The organism is Stutzerimonas kunmingensis (assembly GCF_014764705.1).
In the GTDB taxonomy this organism is placed as follows: Bacteria; Pseudomonadota; Gammaproteobacteria; order Pseudomonadales; family Pseudomonadaceae; genus Stutzerimonas.
This window is the reverse complement of sequence record NZ_JACXXG010000012.1, coordinates 26,730-45,708: the sequence shown is the minus strand read 5'-3', so window position 1 is coordinate 45,708 and position 18,979 is coordinate 26,730. Positions and strand designations below refer to the sequence as shown.

18 protein-coding genes are annotated in these 18,979 nt (G+C 59.7%); 2 read left to right on the top strand and 16 right to left on the bottom strand.

The window, feature by feature from the left end; genetic code table 11:
* Nucleotides 1-122 precede the first annotated feature (122 nt).
* From rnhB to rpsB, 15 genes are all read right to left on the bottom strand, one after another.
* The gene (gene rnhB / locus IEG05_RS11500) at nt 123-761 is read right to left on the bottom strand and encodes a ribonuclease HII (RefSeq protein ID WP_046621270.1); all 639 of its coding nucleotides are present in this window, start codon (nt 759-761) and stop codon (nt 123-125) included.
* On the bottom strand, nt 761-1,894 hold the full coding sequence (gene lpxB / locus IEG05_RS11495) for a lipid-A-disaccharide synthase (RefSeq protein ID WP_046621271.1): 1,134 nt from the start codon (nt 1,892-1,894) through the stop codon (nt 761-763). Before lpxB ends, rnhB begins: the two co-directional genes overlap by 1 nt.
* A gap of 1 nt (nt 1,895) precedes the next feature.
* On the bottom strand, nt 1,896-2,672 hold the full coding sequence (gene lpxA / locus IEG05_RS11490; protein ID WP_003299358.1) for an acyl-ACP--UDP-N-acetylglucosamine O-acyltransferase: 777 nt from the start codon (nt 2,670-2,672) through the stop codon (nt 1,896-1,898).
* Nucleotides 2,669-3,109, bottom strand: a complete 441-nt coding sequence (gene fabZ, locus IEG05_RS11485) for a 3-hydroxyacyl-ACP dehydratase FabZ (protein ID WP_003299359.1) — start codon at nt 3,107-3,109, stop codon at nt 2,669-2,671. The genes lpxA and fabZ overlap by 4 nt, the downstream gene beginning before the upstream one ends.
* 104 nt (nt 3,110-3,213) lie before the next feature.
* A complete protein-coding gene (lpxD, locus tag IEG05_RS11480) occupies nt 3,214-4,272 on the bottom strand; it encodes a UDP-3-O-(3-hydroxymyristoyl)glucosamine N-acyltransferase (protein WP_046621273.1) in 1,059 nt (352 codons plus the stop codon).
* A 1-nt stretch (nt 4,273) separates the two neighbouring features.
* Nucleotides 4,274-4,777 carry an OmpH/Skp family outer membrane protein gene (locus tag IEG05_RS11475; RefSeq protein WP_003295019.1) on the bottom strand — a complete coding sequence of 168 codons (504 nt, stop codon included), beginning with the start codon at nt 4,775-4,777 and terminating at the stop codon, nt 4,274-4,276.
* A gap of 48 nt (nt 4,778-4,825) precedes the next feature.
* The gene (bamA, locus tag IEG05_RS11470) at nt 4,826-7,177 is read right to left on the bottom strand and encodes an outer membrane protein assembly factor BamA (RefSeq protein WP_003299362.1); all 2,352 of its coding nucleotides are present in this window, start codon (nt 7,175-7,177) and stop codon (nt 4,826-4,828) included.
* Between the two features lie 69 nt (nt 7,178-7,246).
* A complete protein-coding gene (rseP, locus tag IEG05_RS11465) occupies nt 7,247-8,599 on the bottom strand; it encodes an RIP metalloprotease RseP (RefSeq protein ID WP_046621279.1) in 1,353 nt (450 codons plus the stop codon).
* Between the two features lie 59 nt (nt 8,600-8,658).
* A complete protein-coding gene (ispC, locus tag IEG05_RS11460; RefSeq protein ID WP_046621282.1) occupies nt 8,659-9,849 on the bottom strand; it encodes a 1-deoxy-D-xylulose-5-phosphate reductoisomerase in 1,191 nt (396 codons plus the stop codon).
* Nucleotides 9,846-10,661 carry a phosphatidate cytidylyltransferase gene (locus tag IEG05_RS11455; protein WP_046621283.1) on the bottom strand — a complete coding sequence of 272 codons (816 nt, stop codon included), beginning with the start codon at nt 10,659-10,661 and terminating at the stop codon, nt 9,846-9,848. Before IEG05_RS11455 ends, ispC begins: the two co-directional genes overlap by 4 nt.
* Nucleotides 10,655-11,416 (bottom strand): polyprenyl diphosphate synthase, encoded by a 762-nt coding sequence (uppS, locus tag IEG05_RS11450; RefSeq protein ID WP_014819906.1) that lies wholly within the window; start codon nt 11,414-11,416, stop codon nt 10,655-10,657. Before uppS ends, IEG05_RS11455 begins: the two co-directional genes overlap by 7 nt.
* Before the next feature lie 137 nt (nt 11,417-11,553).
* A complete protein-coding gene (frr, locus tag IEG05_RS11445; protein ID WP_014819905.1) occupies nt 11,554-12,111 on the bottom strand; it encodes a ribosome recycling factor in 558 nt (185 codons plus the stop codon).
* Complete coding sequence (pyrH, locus tag IEG05_RS11440; RefSeq protein ID WP_014819904.1) at nt 12,108-12,851, bottom strand: UMP kinase; 744 nt, start codon at nt 12,849-12,851, stop codon at nt 12,108-12,110. Before pyrH ends, frr begins: the two co-directional genes overlap by 4 nt.
* Nucleotides 12,852-13,051: 200 nt before the next feature.
* On the bottom strand, nt 13,052-13,915 hold the full coding sequence (tsf, locus tag IEG05_RS11435; protein ID WP_014819903.1) for a translation elongation factor Ts: 864 nt from the start codon (nt 13,913-13,915) through the stop codon (nt 13,052-13,054).
* 127 nt (nt 13,916-14,042) lie between these two features.
* Nucleotides 14,043-14,783, bottom strand: a complete 741-nt coding sequence (gene rpsB / locus IEG05_RS11430; RefSeq protein WP_014819902.1) for a 30S ribosomal protein S2 — start codon at nt 14,781-14,783, stop codon at nt 14,043-14,045.
* Nucleotides 14,784-15,069: 286 nt separating this feature from the next.
* Here rpsB and map point away from each other — a divergent pair, with 286 nt between their 5' ends.
* Together map and IEG05_RS11420 are read left to right on the top strand one after the other, a co-directional pair.
* The gene (map, locus tag IEG05_RS11425; protein ID WP_014819901.1) at nt 15,070-15,852 is read left to right on the top strand and encodes a type I methionyl aminopeptidase; all 783 of its coding nucleotides are present in this window, start codon (nt 15,070-15,072) and stop codon (nt 15,850-15,852) included.
* A 37-nt stretch (nt 15,853-15,889) separates the two neighbouring features.
* Nucleotides 15,890-18,592: a [protein-PII] uridylyltransferase gene (locus tag IEG05_RS11420; protein WP_046621289.1), complete on the top strand. Its 2,703-nt coding sequence runs from the start codon at nt 15,890-15,892 to the stop codon at nt 18,590-18,592.
* A 53-nt stretch (nt 18,593-18,645) separates the two neighbouring features.
* Here the strand turns inward: IEG05_RS11420 and IEG05_RS11415 are convergent, their stop codons facing one another.
* Entirely contained in the window at nt 18,646-18,975 is a 330-nt protein-coding gene (locus tag IEG05_RS11415) for a Na+/H+ antiporter subunit G (RefSeq protein WP_003299378.1), read from the bottom strand.
* Nucleotides 18,976-18,979 lie beyond the last annotated feature (4 nt).

The following is an 18,979-nucleotide window of genomic DNA, read 5'->3' as shown; positions in this document are numbered from 1 at the left end:
CGGGATTGTACCGGAAAGCACGGACGGGCTGGCGACCGCGCTAGCGGTAGCCGACACGGCAAAAGGGTGTTCGGCGGCCCAGGCCTCATAAAGCACCTGGCTGGCCCGCGTACAGTTACCAGCTAGACCAGCAGTACGCTGGCCGAGATGTCGGTCTCGACAACTGCCTGCTCAAGCAGCGTACGCACGGGGGCGAAAGAGCGCCGGTGAATGGGCGTTGGTCCTAACCGACGAAGCGCCTCCAGATGGCTTGGAGTCGGATAACCCTTGTGCCCGGCCAGCCCATAACCCGGATAGCAGAGATCCAGGGCCTGCATCTCGCGGTCACGACTGACCTTGGCCAGGATGGATGCCGCAGCGATAGCCGGCACCTGACCGTCGCCCTGGATCACCGGTGCGCTGGGCACGTTCAGCTGAGGGCACCGATTGCCATCAATGAGTGCCAGCCGCGGCGTGACACTCAGTCCATCAACCGCACGCTGCATGGCGAGCATCGTGGCGTGAAGGATATTCAGCTGATCGATCTCTTCGACCTCGGCTCGGGCAATGCACCACGCCACCGCCTTTGCGCAGATCTCGTCGAACAACGCTTCACGACGGGCTTCGCTCAGCTTTTTCGAGTCGTTGAGGCCTTCGATCGGACGCGCCGGATCGAGGATAACTGCGGCGGTCACTACAGGACCACACAGCGGCCCGCGCCCGACCTCGTCGACGCCGGCAACCAGCTCTTCGACCAGATTGAAATCGAGTCCGAACTGCATCAACGAACTCCAACCAGGCGCAACACGGCATCGGCGGCCTGACTCGACGCATCGCAACGCAGGGTGCGATGAATACTGTCGAAGCCTTCGGTTTGCACGTCACCATCGTCCAGCAGTGGCGACAGAGACTGCGCAAGCGCTTCGGGGGTAGCGGCGTCCTGCAGCAACTCGGGAACCAGCAGACGCTGGGCCAGCAGGTTGGGAAGCGCAACATAGGGGCTCTTCACCAGCCGCCGGAGGATGCGGTAAGTCATTGGCGCTACGCTGTAGGCCACCACCATAGGACGTTTGAACAACAGCGCCTCAAGCGTTGCCGTACCGGAAGCAATCAACACGGCGTTGCAGGCGGCCAATGCCTCATGGGACCGGCCATCGAGCAGGGTCAGCGGCAAATCACGAGTAACCAGCATCTGCTCAAGCTGCAGCCGCCGCTCGGGGCTGGCGCAAGGCATGACAAAACGAATCCCGGGACGCATGGCGCGCAACCGCTCGGCAGCGGAAAGGAACAGATCCCCCAGTCGAGCGACTTCGCCGCCCCTGCTACCGGGCATCAGCGCGACGACCAGGCCATCCGCTGGCAATCCGAGCGCTTGCCGCGCCGCGGCACGATCGGCGCAAAGCGGAATGGCATCAGCCAGGGGATGACCGACGAAGCGAACAGGTACCTGGTGCTCGTCGTAGAACCTGGCCTCGAACGGAAACAGCGTGAGCATCAGATCGCAGGCGTCACGGATCTTCAGTACCCGCTTCTGACGCCAGGCCCAGACCGACGGACTGACGTAGTGCACGGTCTTGATTCCGGCGCCGCGCAGCTTGAGCTCAAGCCCGAGATTGAAGTCCGGTGCGTCGATGCCGATGAATACATCCGGCCGCTGCTGGATCAGCGTGTCCACCAGGCGTTTGCGGCGGGCCAGCAGCTCCGGCAAACGACCGAGCACTTCGACCAGGCCCATCACTGCCAGACGCTCGAGCGGAAAGTACGACTGCAACCCTTCGGCCTGCATGCGCGAGCCGCCGACCCCGATGAATTCGACATTCGCGTGCTGAGCCTTCAGCGCCTGCATCAGGCCCGCACCAAGGATGTCACCGGAGGACTCCCCGGCAACCAAGGCAACCCTGAGCGGCCGGTTCATCTCAGCGGGTGATGCCACGAGTTGAAGCCTGGATCGAGTCGCGGAAGATCGCAACCTCGGGGAATGCCGCTGCACTTTCGGCCAGCTCGGTGAGTGCGGCCTCCACGGTCAAACCCTTGCGGTAGACGACCTTGTAAGCGTTGCGCAGGGCGTGAACGGCTTCGGCGCTGAAACCACGACGACGCATGCCCTCGAAGTTCATGCTGCGCGCCTCAGCCGGATTGCCGAACACGGTGACAAACGCCGGTACATCCTTGCCGATCGCCGTGCCCATGCCGGAAAAACTATGGGCGCCGATATGGCAGAACTGATGCACCAGGGTGTAACCGGAGAGAATGGCCCAGTCGCCCACATGGACGTGACCGGCCAGCGCGGTGTTGTTGACCAGAATGCAATGATTGGCGATCACGCTGTCGTGGCCGATGTGAGCATAAGCCATGATCAGGTTGTGATCACCGAGGGTGGTTTCGGAGCGATCCTGCACGGTGCCGCGATGGATGGTGACACCCTCGCGAATCACGTTGTGATCGCCGATCACCAGGCGCGTCGGCTCACCCTTGTACTTCAGATCCGGCGTATCTTCGCCAACCGAGGAGAACTGATAGATGCGATTGTGCCGACCGATACGGGTCGGCCCTTTGATGACCACATGCGACGCGATCACCGTACCCTCGCCAATTTCGACGTCCGGACCAATGATCGACCATGGGCCGACCTGGACGTCATCCGCCAAGCGAGCCGCAGGGTCGATGATGGCGCGAGGGTCGATCAAACTCATATCTTCTGTTCCGCGCAGATGATTTCTGCCGAGCAGACCGGCTTGCCCTCGACGCTGGCACGACAATCGAACTTCCAGATGCCGCGTTTGGCGCTGATGAAGGAAGCTTCCAGGACCAACTGATCGCCCGGAACCACCGGCTGACGGAAGCGCAGCTTGTCAGAGCCGACGAAATAGTAAAGCGTGCCATCGGCTGGCTTGACGCCCATCATCTTGAAACCAAGCAGACCGGCCGCCTGCGCCATGGCTTCGATGATCAGCACGCCTGGCATGATCGGATGCTGTGGAAAATGTCCATTGAAGAACGGTTCGTTGATGGTCACGTTCTTGTAGGCACGAACGCGCTTGGCCTCGACGTCCATCTCCGTCACACGGTCCACCAGCAGGAACGGGTAGCGGTGAGGCAAATATTCGCGAATCTCGTTGATATCCATCATGTCAGGAAAGAGCCTGTAAAAAAGTATAGGGCCGCCTGCGCTGAAAGCCCGCGCGAGCACTGACAGGCATTAACCCCGAAAAAAAACCGGATCAGACGGTAAGCTCAGGCATCAGAAGCCGGATTCTGACCCTGAGTCACGGTAGCCAGGCTTTTCTCCAGCTGTTGCAGCCGGCGAGCCATGTCATCCAACTGACGAATACGCGCCGCACTCTTTCTCCAATCGGCAGCATTCTGCATCGCCGTGCCCGAGGAGTAGCTTCCGGGTTCCGTGATCGAGCGCGTGACCATCGTCATACCCGTCACGAACACGTTGTCGCACACTTCGATGTGCCCAACCATGCCGACGCCACCGGCGATCATGCAATTGCGTCCGATCTTGGTGCTACCGGAGATGCCGGCACAGCCAGCCATCGCCGTGTTGTCACCAATCTGCACGTTGTGCGCGATCATGATCTGATTATCTAGCTTCACGCCGTTGCCAATCAGCGTATCGGAAAGGGCGCCGCGGTCGATGGTGGTATTCGAGCCAATCTCCACATCATCCCCGATACGCACACCGCCGATTTGAGCGATCTTCTGCCAGGCACCTTTTTCCCTGGCGAAGCCGAACCCCTCACCACCGATCACGGCACCGGACTGGATCACCACGCGCTTACCGATCTGCACGTCGTGATAAAGCGTGACTCGCGGTGCGAGTCGCCCGCCAGCGCCGATTCGGCTACGGGCGCCGACGAATGACTGCGCACCGATCACCACATCCGCCTCGATGGTTGCGCCGGACTCGATCACCACATAGGGACCAATGCTGGCCGACGAATCTACATAAGCATCGGCAGCGACCACCGCCGTCGGGTGAATGCCGCTATTCGCTACCGGTCGAGTCTCGAACAAGTGCGACGCGCGCGCATAAGCCAGATAGGGGTCGCTAACGACAATTGCCGCGCCTTCGTAGCCTTCGGCATCAGCGGGAGCCAACAACACCGCGGCGGCCTGGGTGGTCGACAGGTACTTGCGATACTGAGCATTGGCAAGGAAGCTCAAATGCGCCGGGCCCGCCTCCTGCAGGGTAGCGAGCCCGCTAATAGTCTGGTCAGCATCGCCGCGCAGGGTGCCACCCAGTTCCTCGGCCAGCTGGCCGAGTGTATAGACTGCGCCTGCCATATCAGCGCAGCTGATTCATGCGCTCGATGACCTGGCGGGTGATATCGAACTGCGGTTTGACATCCACCACGGCACCACGCTCGAACACCAGGTCGTAGTTGCCCTTCTTGATGACTTCTTCGACAGCCTGGTCAAGCTTCGGCTTGAGCTGCTTGAGCATGTCCCGATCCGCCACAGCCTTTGCCTCGTTCAACTCCTTGGACTGGAACTGGAAGTCACGGGCCTTTTGCTTGAATTCGAGCTCCAGACGTTCACGCTCGGCCTGCTGCATCTTGTCGCCGTCCTTGACCAGGCGATCCTGAATACGCTTGGCGTCGCTTTCGAGTGTTTTCAGCTTGCTCAGTTGGGGGCCGAACTTCTTCTCCGCGTCGACCGCGTAACGTTTGGCCGCATCCGACTCAAGCAGCGCCATCTGATAGTTCATGACGGCGATCTTCATTTCGGCAAATGCTGGGGTCGCTACCAGCGCGGCAACGACGAGAAACAGTTGAGTCAACTTACGCACGGTAAACACCACTCCTGAAAGAAAGCACTGAGGCATCACGCCGCAATGTTAGAACGTTTGTCCCAGCGAGAACTGGAATACCTGAGTATCGGCCTCGTCCGGCTTGACCACCGGCATAGCCAGACTGAAGCTCAGCGGGCCCATTGCGGTAATCCAGGTCAGACCGACACCCACCGAGCTGGCCATATCGCCGAAGTCGATATCACTGCAATTACTCGACTCTGTTGGGCAATTGGTGTTGTACACATTACCTACGTCCCAGAACACCGAGGTACGCAGCGAGCGCTGATCCTTGACGAACGGCATGGGGAACAGCACTTCCAAGCCCCCCTGGATGAGTACGTTACCACCGAACGGCAGAGGATCCTGATCCGGGTCGGCGATGGTGCCTGGGCGCGACCCGTCACTCGGCGTGCTACGAGGGCCGAGGCTGCTATCCTCGAAGCCGCGTACCGAATTGAAGCCGCCGGCATAGTAATGCTCGTAGAACGGCAGGCTCGAGGTCGAGCCATAGGCGTCCCCGTAACCCAGGCGCGTATGCATGCGCAGGGTGTAATCCTTGCTCATCGGTACGAACAGCTGGCCGTTGTAGTCGAGTTTGTAGAAAGACAGGTCGCTGCCCGGAATAGTACTTTCGAATACCAGGCTCTGCGAATGGCCGCGAGTTGCGAGCACGCCGCGATTGAGGGTCGACTCGGACCAACCTGCAGATGCCTTGAAGTTGAGGAAGCTGTCGCCCTCCTCCTCCATGAAGTCGAAGATCTCGTCCACGGTATAACGGCCAGTATCAAGATCATCCTGCTGCACAGTCAGGCCGAATGACAGTCGAGACGTCTCGCTGATCGGGTAGCCGATGTTGATGCCGCCACCAAGGCTATCCACCGAATAACTGGAAACGTCGTAATCGAGCTCGTCGTAATCGGTGGTGCGATAGAAGGCGTTATACCCCAGGCTGACACCGTCTTCGGTCCAGTAGGGGTCGACGAAACCGAAGTTGTAACGCGTCTGGTATTCGCTGCGAGTCAAGCCCAGGGAGACCCGGTTACCGGTACCGAGGAAGTTGTTCTGGCTGATGGAGCCACCCAGAATCAGGCCTGCGTTTTGCGCAAAACCGATGCTGGCCATGATCGAACCGGACGGTTGCTCCTCGACGCTGTAGTTGACGTCGATCTGATCATCCGTACCTGGAACCTGTGGCGTTTCTACGTTCACTTCCTTGAAGAAGCCCAGGCGCTCGAGACGAGTCTTGGATTGGTCGATCAAATAGGTCGACGCCCACCCACCTTCCATCTGGCGCATCTCGCGACGCAGCACTTCATCTTCGGTCTTGGTATTCCCGCGGAAATTGACGCGATTGACGTACGCACGCTTACCCGGATCGACGACGAACGTGATCGACACCGTATTGTCTTCGTCGTGAGCTTCAGGAACACCGTTGACGTTGGCAAAGGTATAGCCTTCGTTACCCAAGCGCCGTGTAATCAGCTCGGAGGTCGTAGTCATCACCTTGCGCGAGAACACCTGACCTTCTTTTGCCAGCAACAGCGCCTCGATCTCTTCCTGCGGAACCTTGAGATCACCGCTCAGCTTGACGTCGCGCACGGTATAGCGCTCGCCTTCGTCGATGTTCACGGTGACATAGACGTGCTTCTTGTCTGGCGTGATGGATACCTGGGTCGAGGTGATATCCATGTTGATGTAACCGCGATCCAGGTAATACGAGCGCAGGCGTTCCAGGTCACCGGAGAGCTTTTCACGCGCGTACTTGTCGTCGTTGCGGAAGAACGACAGCCAGTTCGTGGTCTTCAGCTCGAACAGATCCACCAGATCTTCGTCCGCGAAGACAGAATTGCCCACGATATTGACGTGCTTGATCGCCGCCACCGAGCCTTCGTTGATCTTGATCTTCAACGCCACCCGATTACGCGGCTGCGAAATGACCTCGGTTTCGATGGTCGCCGAATAGCGCCCCTGGGCAACGTACTGGCGCTGCAGTTCATTACGTACACCCTCGAGCGTGGCCTGCTGAAAGATTTCCCCTTCGGCCAGACCGGACTGCTGCAAACCTGACAGCAGATCTTCGGTCTTGATCGCCTTGTTGCCTTCGATCTCGATGCCGGAAATAGATGGTCGCTCGACTACGCTGATGACCAGCACATCGCCATCCCGCCCCAGCTGAATATCCTGAAAGAAACCGGTTCGGAAGAGCGCACGAGTGGCATCGACGAGGCGATTGTCATCGGCGGGCTCACCCACGTTCAAAGGCAGAGCGCCGAATACGCTGCCGGCGGAAACCCGCTGCAGGCCATTGACCCGGATATCGGAAATAGTGAAGGACTCAGCGTGAACTTCGGCGATCATCAATGCGGAGATAACCGCAGGTAGCAGCAGACGTTTCATGAAGTCCTTTCTTATTCAAACCTGATAAATGAACCGGCGATTCGGCATGGCGACACTACGGATTCGGCATTACAGACGGCCAAGGTCATTGACCAGTGCAAGCAGCATCACCCCAACCACCAGGCTGATGCCGATCTGTACTCCCCATCCCTGTACCCGCTCCGACAGAGGACGTCCGCGGACCCACTCGACGAGATAGAAGAGCAGATGGCCGCCATCGAGCACCGGGATAGGCAATAGATTGAGAACCCCCAGACTAATGCTCAGATAGGCGAGGAAATTGAGGAAATCCCCTAGCCCCGACTGGGCAGAAGCGCCCGCCACTTTAGCAATGGTTATCGGACCGCTCAAGTTTTTTACCGAGAGCTCCCCGAAGAGCATTTTCTTCAGCGAATCGAGGGTCAGCAGGCTCATGGTCCAGGTGCGCCTTACGCCTTCGACCACCGCTTCAAGAGGACCGAAGCTGACTTCGCGCAGCATTTCCGCTGGCCATTCACCACCTTCGACACCCGCCCCCAGATAACCGCGGCGCGCATCGCCTTCGCCACGCGCGGCCAGCGTCAACGACACATCGAGTCGCTCACCGGCGCGCTCCACCTGCAGGGATACCGCCTCACCGGGCAGTACCTTGACTGCGTCGATCACCTGCTGCCAATCGTCCAGTGGCTGCTGATCCATACTCAACAGGCGGTCACCGAGACGAATACCTGCAGCCTGCGCCGGGCCTTCAGGGTCCAACTGAGCAACCACTGGGACAATCTGAGGGCGCCAGGGTCTGATTCCGAGCGAGGTGATCGGGTCCGGCTCCTCCACGCCTTTCAGCCAATTTTGCAACGGGATCTGCAAGTGCTGCTCGCCAGAACCGCCAAGCTCTCGCACCGTCATATCGAGCTGACCGCTCTCGCCCAGGCGCCGTACCAACTGTAGATTGACCTCGGACCAGCCGCTGACTGGCTTGCCATTGACCGCAACGATCTCCTGATCAACCGCCATCCCCGCCTGAGCAGCGAGACTGCCTGGCGCGACAGCACCGACAACAGGCCGCACCTGTTCGCTGCCAAGCATCGCCAGCAGCCAGAAGAACACCATAGCTAACAGGAAATTGGCCAACGGCCCGGCGGATACGATAGCGAAGCGCTGGCGGACGCTCTTGCGATTGAATGCACTGTCGAGCAAAGCGGGAGGCACGTCGCCCTCACGTTCGTCGAGCATCTTGACGTAACCGCCAAGCGGTATCGCAGCGATGACGAACTCGGTGCCCTGCCGGTCATGCCAGCGAAGCAGCGGACTACCGAAGCCAACGGAGAATCGCAGCACCTTCACGCCACAGCGACGGGCAACCCAGAAATGACCGAATTCGTGAAAGGTCACCAGCACCCCGAGCGCAACGAGGGTGCCGATGATCATGTAGAGCGCGCCCATATTTTCCTCCGGGAGTGGGTCTGTTGACGTTTCGCTGCAAGCCGCGAGGCCGGCAGACCCTATCGCCCGCGGCAGCTCAACCAGAGGCCGGCAGTTTCACGAGCCTGGTTGTCAGCTGCCAGTACATCTTCAAGGCAGACAGTCGGAACCGATGCCTCTCGATTCAACACGTCGTCGATGATACTCGCGATCTCGGTGAAGCGGATGCGTCGATTGAGAAAGGCGTCAACCGCCACTTCGTTCGCGGCATTGAGCATCGCCGGCGCCGTACCACCGGTCTCCGCGGCCAGGCGAGCAAGCCGCAGACAAGGGAAGCGCAGGTTGTCCGGCGCCTGGAAATCCAGTCGCCCAACCTGCAACAGATCCAGCGCCGACACACCGGAATCGATTCGCTCCGGCCATGCCAGCGCATGCGCAATCGGCGTACGCATGTCGGGATTGCCGAGTTGCGCGAGCACCGAACCATCCACGTAGTCCACCATAGAGTGGATAACGCTTTGCGGGTGAATCACCACCTCGACCTGATCTGGTCGCGCGTTGAACAACCAACAGGCCTCGATCAGCTCAAGCCCCTTGTTCATCATGCTGGCCGAATCCACGGAAATCTTGCGCCCCATCGACCAGTTGGGATGAGCGCAGGCCTGCTCCGGCGACACATCCGCCAGAAGCTGCGGCGCAATATCTCGAAACGGCCCGCCAGAAGCGGTGAGCAATATCCGCCGCACACCGACAGCACCAAGCCCACGGGCATAATCGGATGGCAAGCATTGAAAAATCGCGTTGTGTTCGCTATCGATCGGCAGCAACACCGCATCGCTATCGTGCAGTGCCTGCATGAACAACGCGCCGGACATCACCAACGCTTCCTTGTTCGCCAGCAACACTCGCTTGCCTGCCTGCACGGCGGCGAGAGTCGGCTTCAGCCCAGCGGCACCGACGATTGCAGCCATCACGACATCGACCTCGGGATGGCCCGCCACCTCGCTCAGACCGCCCTCGCCGCTAAGCACTCGGGTGGCAACGCCATCGGACTGCAACTGCCCCTGCAGCACGCCGGCTTGCGCTTCATCACCGACCACTGCGTAGCTCGGACGATGCTTGAGGCAGAGCGAACGCAGGTCGGCGAGCCGGCTGAAGCCGGTCAGCGCAAATACGCTATAGCGATCGGGATGACGAGCGATGACATCCAATGTGCTAAGTCCGATCGAACCGGTCGCCCCCAGCACGGTTATCTGTAGAGGTCGCGTCACAGCACGCCCCAGCCAGCAAGCCAAAGAAGCACCGCAAAGATCGGAATGGCCGCGGTAAGACTGTCTATGCGATCCATTACACCGCCATGCCCGGGCAGCAGCTGACTGCTGTCCTTGATGCCCGAGCTACGCTTGAACATGCTCTCGGTGAGGTCACCGATCACCGAGATCAACACCACCACCGCTGCACCCAGCAGCGCTAGCACCAGCTCTCGCACCGACCAGCCGCGGTAAATGCCGACCGCCAGCGTGATCAGCAGACTGGTCAACAGGCCACCTATCAGCCCCTCCCAGCTCTTGCCAGGACTGACCTGCGGTGCAAGCTTGCGCTTGCCGAACGTCTTGCCGGAGAAATACGCCCCGATATCCGCAGCCCAGACCAGAATCATCACGGCAAGGATCAACCAGTTACCCAATGGCCATTGCTTGAGCACGACCAGCGCCTGCCACGACGGAAGCAGAATCGCCAGACCGATCACCAGACTGCCAGCGGAGCCACCCCAGAGACGACTGCTCTGCGGATAGGTCAACACCAGATAGGTTGCTGCCGGCCACCAGAGCACGGCGAGCGCCAACAGCCAGGGGGCCAGTGCCGGAAGTTGATACAGCACGGCAAGCAGCACCACGACCAGCGCCGCATAAGCGATTCTCACCGGCTGGCCCGCGAATCCAGCCAACCGGGCCCACTCCCAGGCACCTAGCGCAACGACCAGCCCAATGAAGATGGCGAAAGCGAGTCCATGAAGGAGAAAGAACCCAATGATCGCGACGGGCAGAAGGATGGCGGCGGTGATGATGCGCTGCTTCAGCATTCGGCCTTGACCTCGCTTTCGACCTGTTCGCCCGTTTTGCCAAATCGCCGCTGTCGAGTGGCGAAATCGGCGAGCGCCTTGCGCATGGCAACGTGCTTGAAGTCGGGCCAATAAAGATCGGAAAAATACAGTTCCGCATAGGCGAGCTGCCAAAGCAGGAAATTGCTGATGCGCCGCTCACCGCCGGTGCGAATGCACAGATCGGGCAACGGCATGTCGCCGGTCGCCAGATAGCTCTGAAACAGAGCAGGCGTAATTTCCGCCGGATTCAGACGCCCGGACTGCGCCTCGGCAGCCAAGTGCTGAGCCGCCTGAAGAATGTCCCACTGCCCACCGTAATTGGCGGCAACCTGGAGGACGAAACGATGATTGGCGGAAGTCATCTCTTCCACCTCCAGCATCGCGGCCTGCAATTCGGGATGGAAACGGGCACGATCCCCGATGATGCGCAGGCGAATGCCGTTCTCATCGAGCTTGCGCGCCTCACGCCGCAACGCCGACAGGAACAGTTCCATCAGCGCACCGACTTCATCTGCCGGGCGCTGCCAGTTCTCGCTGGAGAACGCAAACAGTGTCAGCACCTCGACGCCGGAATCGGCGCAGACCTCAATCACGGCGCGAACCGCGTCGACACCGGCTTTATGCCCGGCCACACCGGGCAGCAAACGCCTCTTCGCCCAGCGATTGTTGCCATCCATGATGATCGCCACGTGACGGGGTACATTCCGCCCGGCGATCTGCCTGACCTTTTCCATGAACAACTCTACTTGCGCTAAAACACGCTGCGAACCAAAAGAAAAAGCTGCAAGCAACAGCTCTGGGGCATCTGCACTGTCGCATCACGAACCGGTCCCCCGATTCAGGACACGACAGCAGCGATTCGATGCCGGCCTTATACGGCCATCAGGTCGCCTTCTTTGGCTTCGAGGGCCTTGTCGATCTCGGCAACGTACTTGTCGGTTAGCTTCTGGACGTCATCCTGGCCACGACGTTCCTCGTCCTCACTGATTTCCTTTTCCTTGACCAGGTCCTTCAGCTGCGCGATCGCATCACGGCGGATGTTGCGCACTGCGACTCGGGCGTTCTCGGCCTCTGCGCGGGCCTGCTTGGTGTAGCCCTTACGGGTCTCCTCGGTCAGCGCGGGCATCGGCACACGAATCGTGGTGCCAGCGGTGGCCGGATTCAGACCCAGGTCCGAGGTCATGATCGCCTTCTCTACCGCCTGGATCATGCTCTTGTCGAACACTGTCAATGCCAGAGTGCGGGAGTCTTCGGCGATTACGTTGGCAACCTGACGCAGCGGAGTGTCGGAACCGTAATAGGAGACCATAACGCTATCGAGAATACTGGGATGCGCACGGCCGGTACGGATCTTGGCGAATGCATGGTCCAGCGATTCCAGGGTTTTCTTCATGCGCTCCTGCGCGTCTTGCTTGATCTCGTTGATCATTCTTTCGATTCCTCGATCAGGGTTCCTTCAGCGCCACCTAGCACGATGTTGAGCAGGGCGCCGGGCTTGTTCATGTTGAAGACCCGCAGCGGCATGTTGTGGTCACGGCACAGACAGATGGCTGTCAGATCCATCACGCCAAGCTTGCGATCCAGCACTTCGTCGTACGTGAGCTCGGCAAATTTCTCCGCATTCGGATCCTTGAACGGATCTGCGGTGTAAACACCATCGACCTTGGTGGCCTTGAGCACGACATCCGCCTGGATCTCGATCGCACGCAGACAGGCGGCCGAGTCGGTGGTGAAGAATGGATTGCCGGTACCGGCGGAGAAAATAACCACCTCGCCGGTCTTCAAATGACGCATCGCCTTGCGACGGTCATAGTGATCAGTCACGCCGACCATGGAAATGGCAGACATGACCAGCGCCGGGATGTTCGAACGCTCAAGCGCGTCGCGCATGGCCAGCGCGTTCATCACGGTGGCCAGCATACCCATATGGTCGCCGGTGACGCGATCCATACCGGCCGCCGAGAGCGCAGCACCGCGAAAGAGGTTGCCACCACCGATGACTAGTCCGACCTCGACGCCGATGCCCACCAACTGGCCGACTTCCAGAGCCATACGGTCAAGGACCTTGGGATCTATGCCAAAGTCTTCGGAGCCCATCAGGGCCTCGCCGCTCAATTTGAGCAGAATGCGTTTATAGCGAGGATTGCGTGCACTCATCTGCTGAGCCATTGGCGTGTTATCTCCTGCGGCGTGCTGTGATCAAGTCTGAATGACTCAGACCAAAAAATATCTGCGCTTTGACAGCTCAACCCGGGGTTGGTGCCAGGCGATGACTATATCGTGACAAAAAAACAATTCCGCTGCCCAATTCGACAAAGAGGCCGCGCGCGTGAGCGGGCAGCCTCTTTGCCAGAACCACCGAAGCGGCCTTATTTCTTGGTCGCAGCGACCTGAGCAGCAACTTCAGCAGCAAAGTCGACTTCGGCCTTCTCGATGCCCTCGCCTACTTCGTAGCGAACAAAGGATACGATTTCGGCACCAGCTTTCTTGGCGAGCTCACCAACCTTGATTTCCGGGTTCTTGACGAACGCCTGCTCAACCAGGCTGGCTTCGGCCAGGAACTTGTTGATACGGCCCTTGACCATGTTCTCTACGATGTTTTCCGGCTTGCCGGCGATCTTGTCGGCATTGAGCTGCAGGAAGATTTCCTTTTCCTTGGCAACCAGCTCTTCGGAAACATCAGCCGGGCTCAGAACCGCAGGATTGCTGGCAGCCACGTGCATGGCGATATCCTTGGCCAGCTCGGCATCGCCACCCTTCAGGGTGACCAGCACACCGATGCGGTGACCGTGCAGATAAGCACCAACCACTTCACCTTCCACTGCGGTCAGGCGACGGATGTTGACGTTCTCGCCGCACTTGGCGACCAGCGCTTCGCGCGCGGATTCACGAGAAGCGATCAGCGGGGCCACATCGGTCAGCTTCTGCTCGAAGGCCTCGTCCAGGCTTTCCTTGACGAATGCCTTAAAGTCATCCTGCAGAGCCAGGAAGTCAGTCTGCGAGTTGACTTCGATGATCAGACCACGGCCACCCTCGACGCGAACGGCGATCGAGCCCTCGGCAGCGATGTTGCCCGACTTCTTGGCGGCCTTGATGGCGCCCGAGGCACGCATGTCGTCAATCGCCTTTTCGATGTCACCACCAGCGGCGACCAGAGCCTTCTTGCACTCCATCATGCCCTGACCGGTACGCTCGCGCAGTTCTTTGACCAAGGCTGCAGTGATTTCTGCCATGTTGGGAATCCTCTCGATTTGGTTTCTAAACCACTCACCCAATACACGGGTGATCAATTCGCAAGAGACAAAAAGGGGGCCTAGCCCCCTTTTTGTTCATCGGGTGTCACGCTGCAGTGCGCCGCACTCAGCCCTGAGCCGCTTCGGAAGCAACTTCCTCGACGAACTCGTCAGCGCCACCGGCACCGTTCTGGCGACCGCGCAGAACAGCGTCAGCCATGGAGCCGAGGTAGAGTTGCACGGCACGGATGGCGTCATCATTACCGGGAATGATGTAGTCAACGCCTTCCGGGCTGCTGTTGGTATCGACGATGCCGATGACCGGGATACCCAGCTTGTTGGCTTCGGAGATAGCGATGCGCTCGTGATCGACGTCGACGACGAACATGGCGTCCGGCAGGCCGCCCATATCCTTGATACCACCCAGGCTGCGCTCGAGCTTCTCGAGATCACGGGTGCGCATCAGAGCTTCTTTCTTGGTCAGCTTCTCGAAAGTACCGTCCTGAGACTGCCCTTCCAGCTCACGCAGACGCTTGATGGAGGCGCGGATGGTCTTGTAGTTGGTCAGCATGCCACCCAACCAGCGATGATCGACGTACGGCGAGCCACAACGAGCAGCTTCTTCGCGAACGATCTTGCCGGCGGAACGCTTGGTGCCAACGAACAGAATCTTGTTCTTGCCTGCAGCCAGCTTCTCAACGAAACGCAGCGCGTCGTTGAACATCGGCAGGGTTTTTTCCAGATTGATGATATGGATCTTGTTGCGCGCGCCGAAAATGTATTTATCCATTTTCGGATTCCAGTAACGGGTCTGGTGGCCGAAGTGCACACCGGCCTTCAGCATATCGCGCATAGTGACTTGAGACATGATCAGTCCTCGAATAAGTCGGGTTAGGCCTCCACGCGTCCCGATATCCAACTCTTGCGAGCACCCAGGATACCGTGTCGACACGTGTGTGGGGTTAGGCCCGACGGGGTCTACCCCGCTGAGCGGCGCGTTTTATAGCACAACGACCATCGAGAGGCTACTGCTTTGAACTCTCCACAACAGGCTCAGCGGTGCAATCAGCCCTGACCTGCAGGCCGCAGGCGCTTTGGTTTATCATCGCGACTTTCCGTTATTGCCTTCGCCTGCGGGCATACAAGAGGTTTGCATGACTGTCACCATCAAGACGCCCGAAGATATCGAGAAGATGCGCATTGCCGGGCGCCTCGCCGCCGAAGTTCTCGAGATGATCGGCGAGCACGTCAAGCCAGGCGTCACCACCGAGGAACTCGACCGCCTTTGCCACGAGCATATCGTCAACGTTCAGCAGGCCATTCCCGCTCCGCTGAACTACAAGGGCTTTCCCAAATCGATCTGCACCTCGATCAACCACGTTGTCTGCCACGGCATCCCGAACGACAAGCCGCTGAAAGACGGCGACATCCTCAACATCGATATCACTGTGATCAAGGACGGCTATCACGGCGACACCAGCAAGATGTTCATGGTCGGCAAGGTGCCCGAGTGGGCCGATCGCCTCTGCCAGGTCACTCAGGAATGCCTCTATAAAGGCATCGAGCTGGTTCGCCCGGGCGCACGACTCGGGGACATCGGTGAAGTCATCCAGAAACATGCCGAGAAGAATGGGTTCTCCGTGGTCCGCGAATACTGTGGCCACGGCATCGGCAAGGTCTTCCATGAGGAGCCGCAGGTTCTGCATTACGGCCGAGCCGGCACCGGCATGGAGCTCAAGGAAGGCATGACCTTCACCATCGAGCCGATGATCAACCAGGGTCGCTCGGAAACCCGACTGCTTGGTGATGGCTGGACCGCGATCACCAAGGATCGCAAGCTGTCGGCGCAATGGGAACACACCATCCTGGTGACCGCCGACGGCTACGAGATCTTCACTCTGCGCAGCGACGACACCATCGCTCGCACCTCTGCCTGAGATTTCACAGCCGCAGCCCCCACGGGAGGACGTTCGCATGCCCCAGGTTGACCCGGAGCTGTTTGACCGCAGCCAGTTTCAGGCGGAGCTGGCTCTGAAGGCCAGCCCCATCGCTGCGTACAAGAAGGCCATACGCCAGGCGCGGCAGGTACTGGACGAGCGGTTCAAGGCAGGTCGGGACATCCGTCGCCTGATTCAGGATCGCGCCTGGTTCGTCGATCAGATTCTGCGCTCGGCCTGGGATCGCTTCGACTGGAACAATGGCGCAGATATCGCGCTCGTCGCCGTGGGTGGCTACGGCCGAGGTGAACTGCACCCCTACTCCGATATCGACCTGCTCATTCTGCTCGACGCCAACGACCAGGAAATCTTTCGCGACTCGATCGAGGGCTTTCTGACCCTGCTCTGGGATATCGGCCTGGAAGTCGGGCAGGCCGTGCGCTCCGTTGCCGAATGCGCCGACGAAGCGCGCGCTGATCTCACGGTCATCACCAACCTCATGGAAAGCCGGACGATCGCCGGCCCGGAGCGCCTGCGCCAGGCCATGCTGCGGGTCACCAGTACCCAACAGATGTGGCCTAGCAAGGAATTCTTCCTCGCCAAGCGCAACGAGCAGCGCGCACGACACGCCAAGTACAACAACACCGAGTACAACCTGGAGCCCAATGTAAAAGGCTCCCCCGGCGGCTTGCGCGACATCCAGACCATCCTCTGGATCGCCCGTCGCGAGTTCGGCACGCTCAATCTGCAGGCGATGGTCGATCAGGGCTTTCTTACCGAGGGTGAACACAGCCTGCTGACCTCCGCCCAGGAGTTTCTCTGGAAGGTGCGCTACGGCCTGCACATGCTTGCCGGTCGCGCCGAGGATCGCCTGCTGTTTGACCATCAGCGCAGTTTGGCCGCGCTGCTGGGCTATGAAGACAATGATGCCAAGCTGGCGATCGAGCGCTTCATGCAGAAGTACTACCGGATCGTCATGAGCATTGCCGAACTCAGCGATCTTGTCGGTCAGCACTTCGCCGAAGTGATTCTCTGGGAAGGCGAGTCAGGCCCGATCGTGCCGCTAAACAGCCGATTTCAGGTACGCGACGGCTACCTTGAGGTGAGCAACGCAGCTATCTTCAAACGCACCCCTTTCGCGATCCTGGAAACCTTCGTGCTGCTCGCCCAGCATCCCGACATCCAGGGAGTCCGCTCGGACACCATTCGCCTGCTCCGCGATCACCGCTACCTGATCGATGACATCTTTCGCCAGGATCTTCGCAACACCAGCCTGTTCATCGAGCTGTTCAAGTGCAAGGAAGGTATTCACCGCAACCTTCGCCGAATGAACCGCTACGGCATCCTGGGCCGCTATCTGCCGGAGTTCGGCCACATCGTCGGGCAGATGCAGCACGACCTGTTCCACATCTACACCGTCGACGCGCACACGCTCAATGTCATCAAGTACCTGCGCAAACTGACCAAGCCGGGCGTCGCCGAGAAGTACCCGCTGGCCAGCAAGCTGGTCGAAAGGCTGCCCAAACCAGAGCTGATCTACATTGCCGGGCTCTATCACGACATTGCCAAGGGCCGTGGCGGCGACCATTCGGAGCTCGGCGCGGTGGATGCCGAGCAATTCTGCAGTCGTCACAAGCTGCCGGCGTGGGATACCCGACTGGTGGTCTGGCTGGTGGAAAACCATCTGGTCATGTCCACCACAGCGCAGCGCAAGGATCTGTCCGACCCTCAGGTGATCAATGATTTCGCCCAACTGGTCGGCGACGAGACGCACCTGGACTATCTCTACGTCCTGACCGTGGCCGACATCAACGCCACCAACCCGACCCTGTGGAATTCCTGGCGTGCGAGCCTGCTGCGTCAGCTCTATACCGAAACCAAGCGAGCCCTGAAACGCGGGCTGGAAAACCCGCTGGGGCGCGAAGAGCAGATTCGCCAGACCCAACGTGCCGCGCTGGATGACTTGGTCCGCCAAGGTACCGATCCGGACGATGCTGAGCAGCTCTGGGCGCAGCTGGGGGACGACTATTTCCTCCGGCATACAGCCACCGATGTGGCCTGGCATACCGACGCGATCATCGAGCACCCTGCCAACGGTGGGCCGCTCGTCCTGATCAAGGAAACCACACAGCGCGAATTCGAAGGCGGCACGCAGATATTCATCTACGCACCGGACCAGCATGACTTCTTCGCCGTGACCGTGGCGGCCATGGATCAGCTCAACCTGAACATCCATGACGCACGCATTCTGACGTCGAGCAGCCAGTTCACGCTGGACACCTACATCGTGCTGGACGCCGACGGCAGCCCGATCGGCAATAATCCGAAGCGGATCGAGGAGATTCGCAGCGGCCTGATCGCCGCCCTGCGCAACCCGGACGACTACCTGACCATCATCCAGCGCCGTGTCCCACGGCAACTCAAGCACTTCGCCTTCCCGCCGCAGGTCACCATCCACAACGACACACAGCGGCCGCAGACCATTCTGGAAATCATTGCACCGGACCGGCCCGGGCTGTTGGCGCGGGTGGGCCAGCTGTTCCTCGATTTCGATCTATCGGTGCAGAACGCCAAGATCGCGACCTTGGGCGAACGCGTGGAGGACGTATTCTTCGTCACCGACGCAGACAACCAGCCGCTGTCCGACCCGCAGTTCTGCCTGCGCCTGCAACAGGCGCTCGTCAAGGAGCTGCAGCAGGAGAACGAACAGCAACCCTCACCGAGCAGCATCCTGATCTGAGATGGCCTCGCCTGCTCACCTACCTGGCGCCGCAAGACAGGTAGGAGGCAGGCTCAATCCCAGGGCTGACCCCGCGTTTGTTCGACAGCTGGCAGTTTCTGCTGCATTGCAGCCTTAGCCAGCATGTGCGCACTGACCGGCGCAGTGAGGAAGAGAAACAGCGTGATCAGCAGCTCGTGCAGGCTCAAGCCATCGTTCTGGCTGCTGAAGAAGATCATCGACGCAATCACGATACCGCCAACACCCAGCGTCGTCGCCTTGGTCGGGCCATGCAGGCGCGTGTAGAAATCCGGCAGCCGGTAGAGGCCGATCGCACCGATCAGCGCGAACAGACTGCCGATAATAAGGAACACGCTTACCAGCACTTCGATCCAGAATGGCATGTCG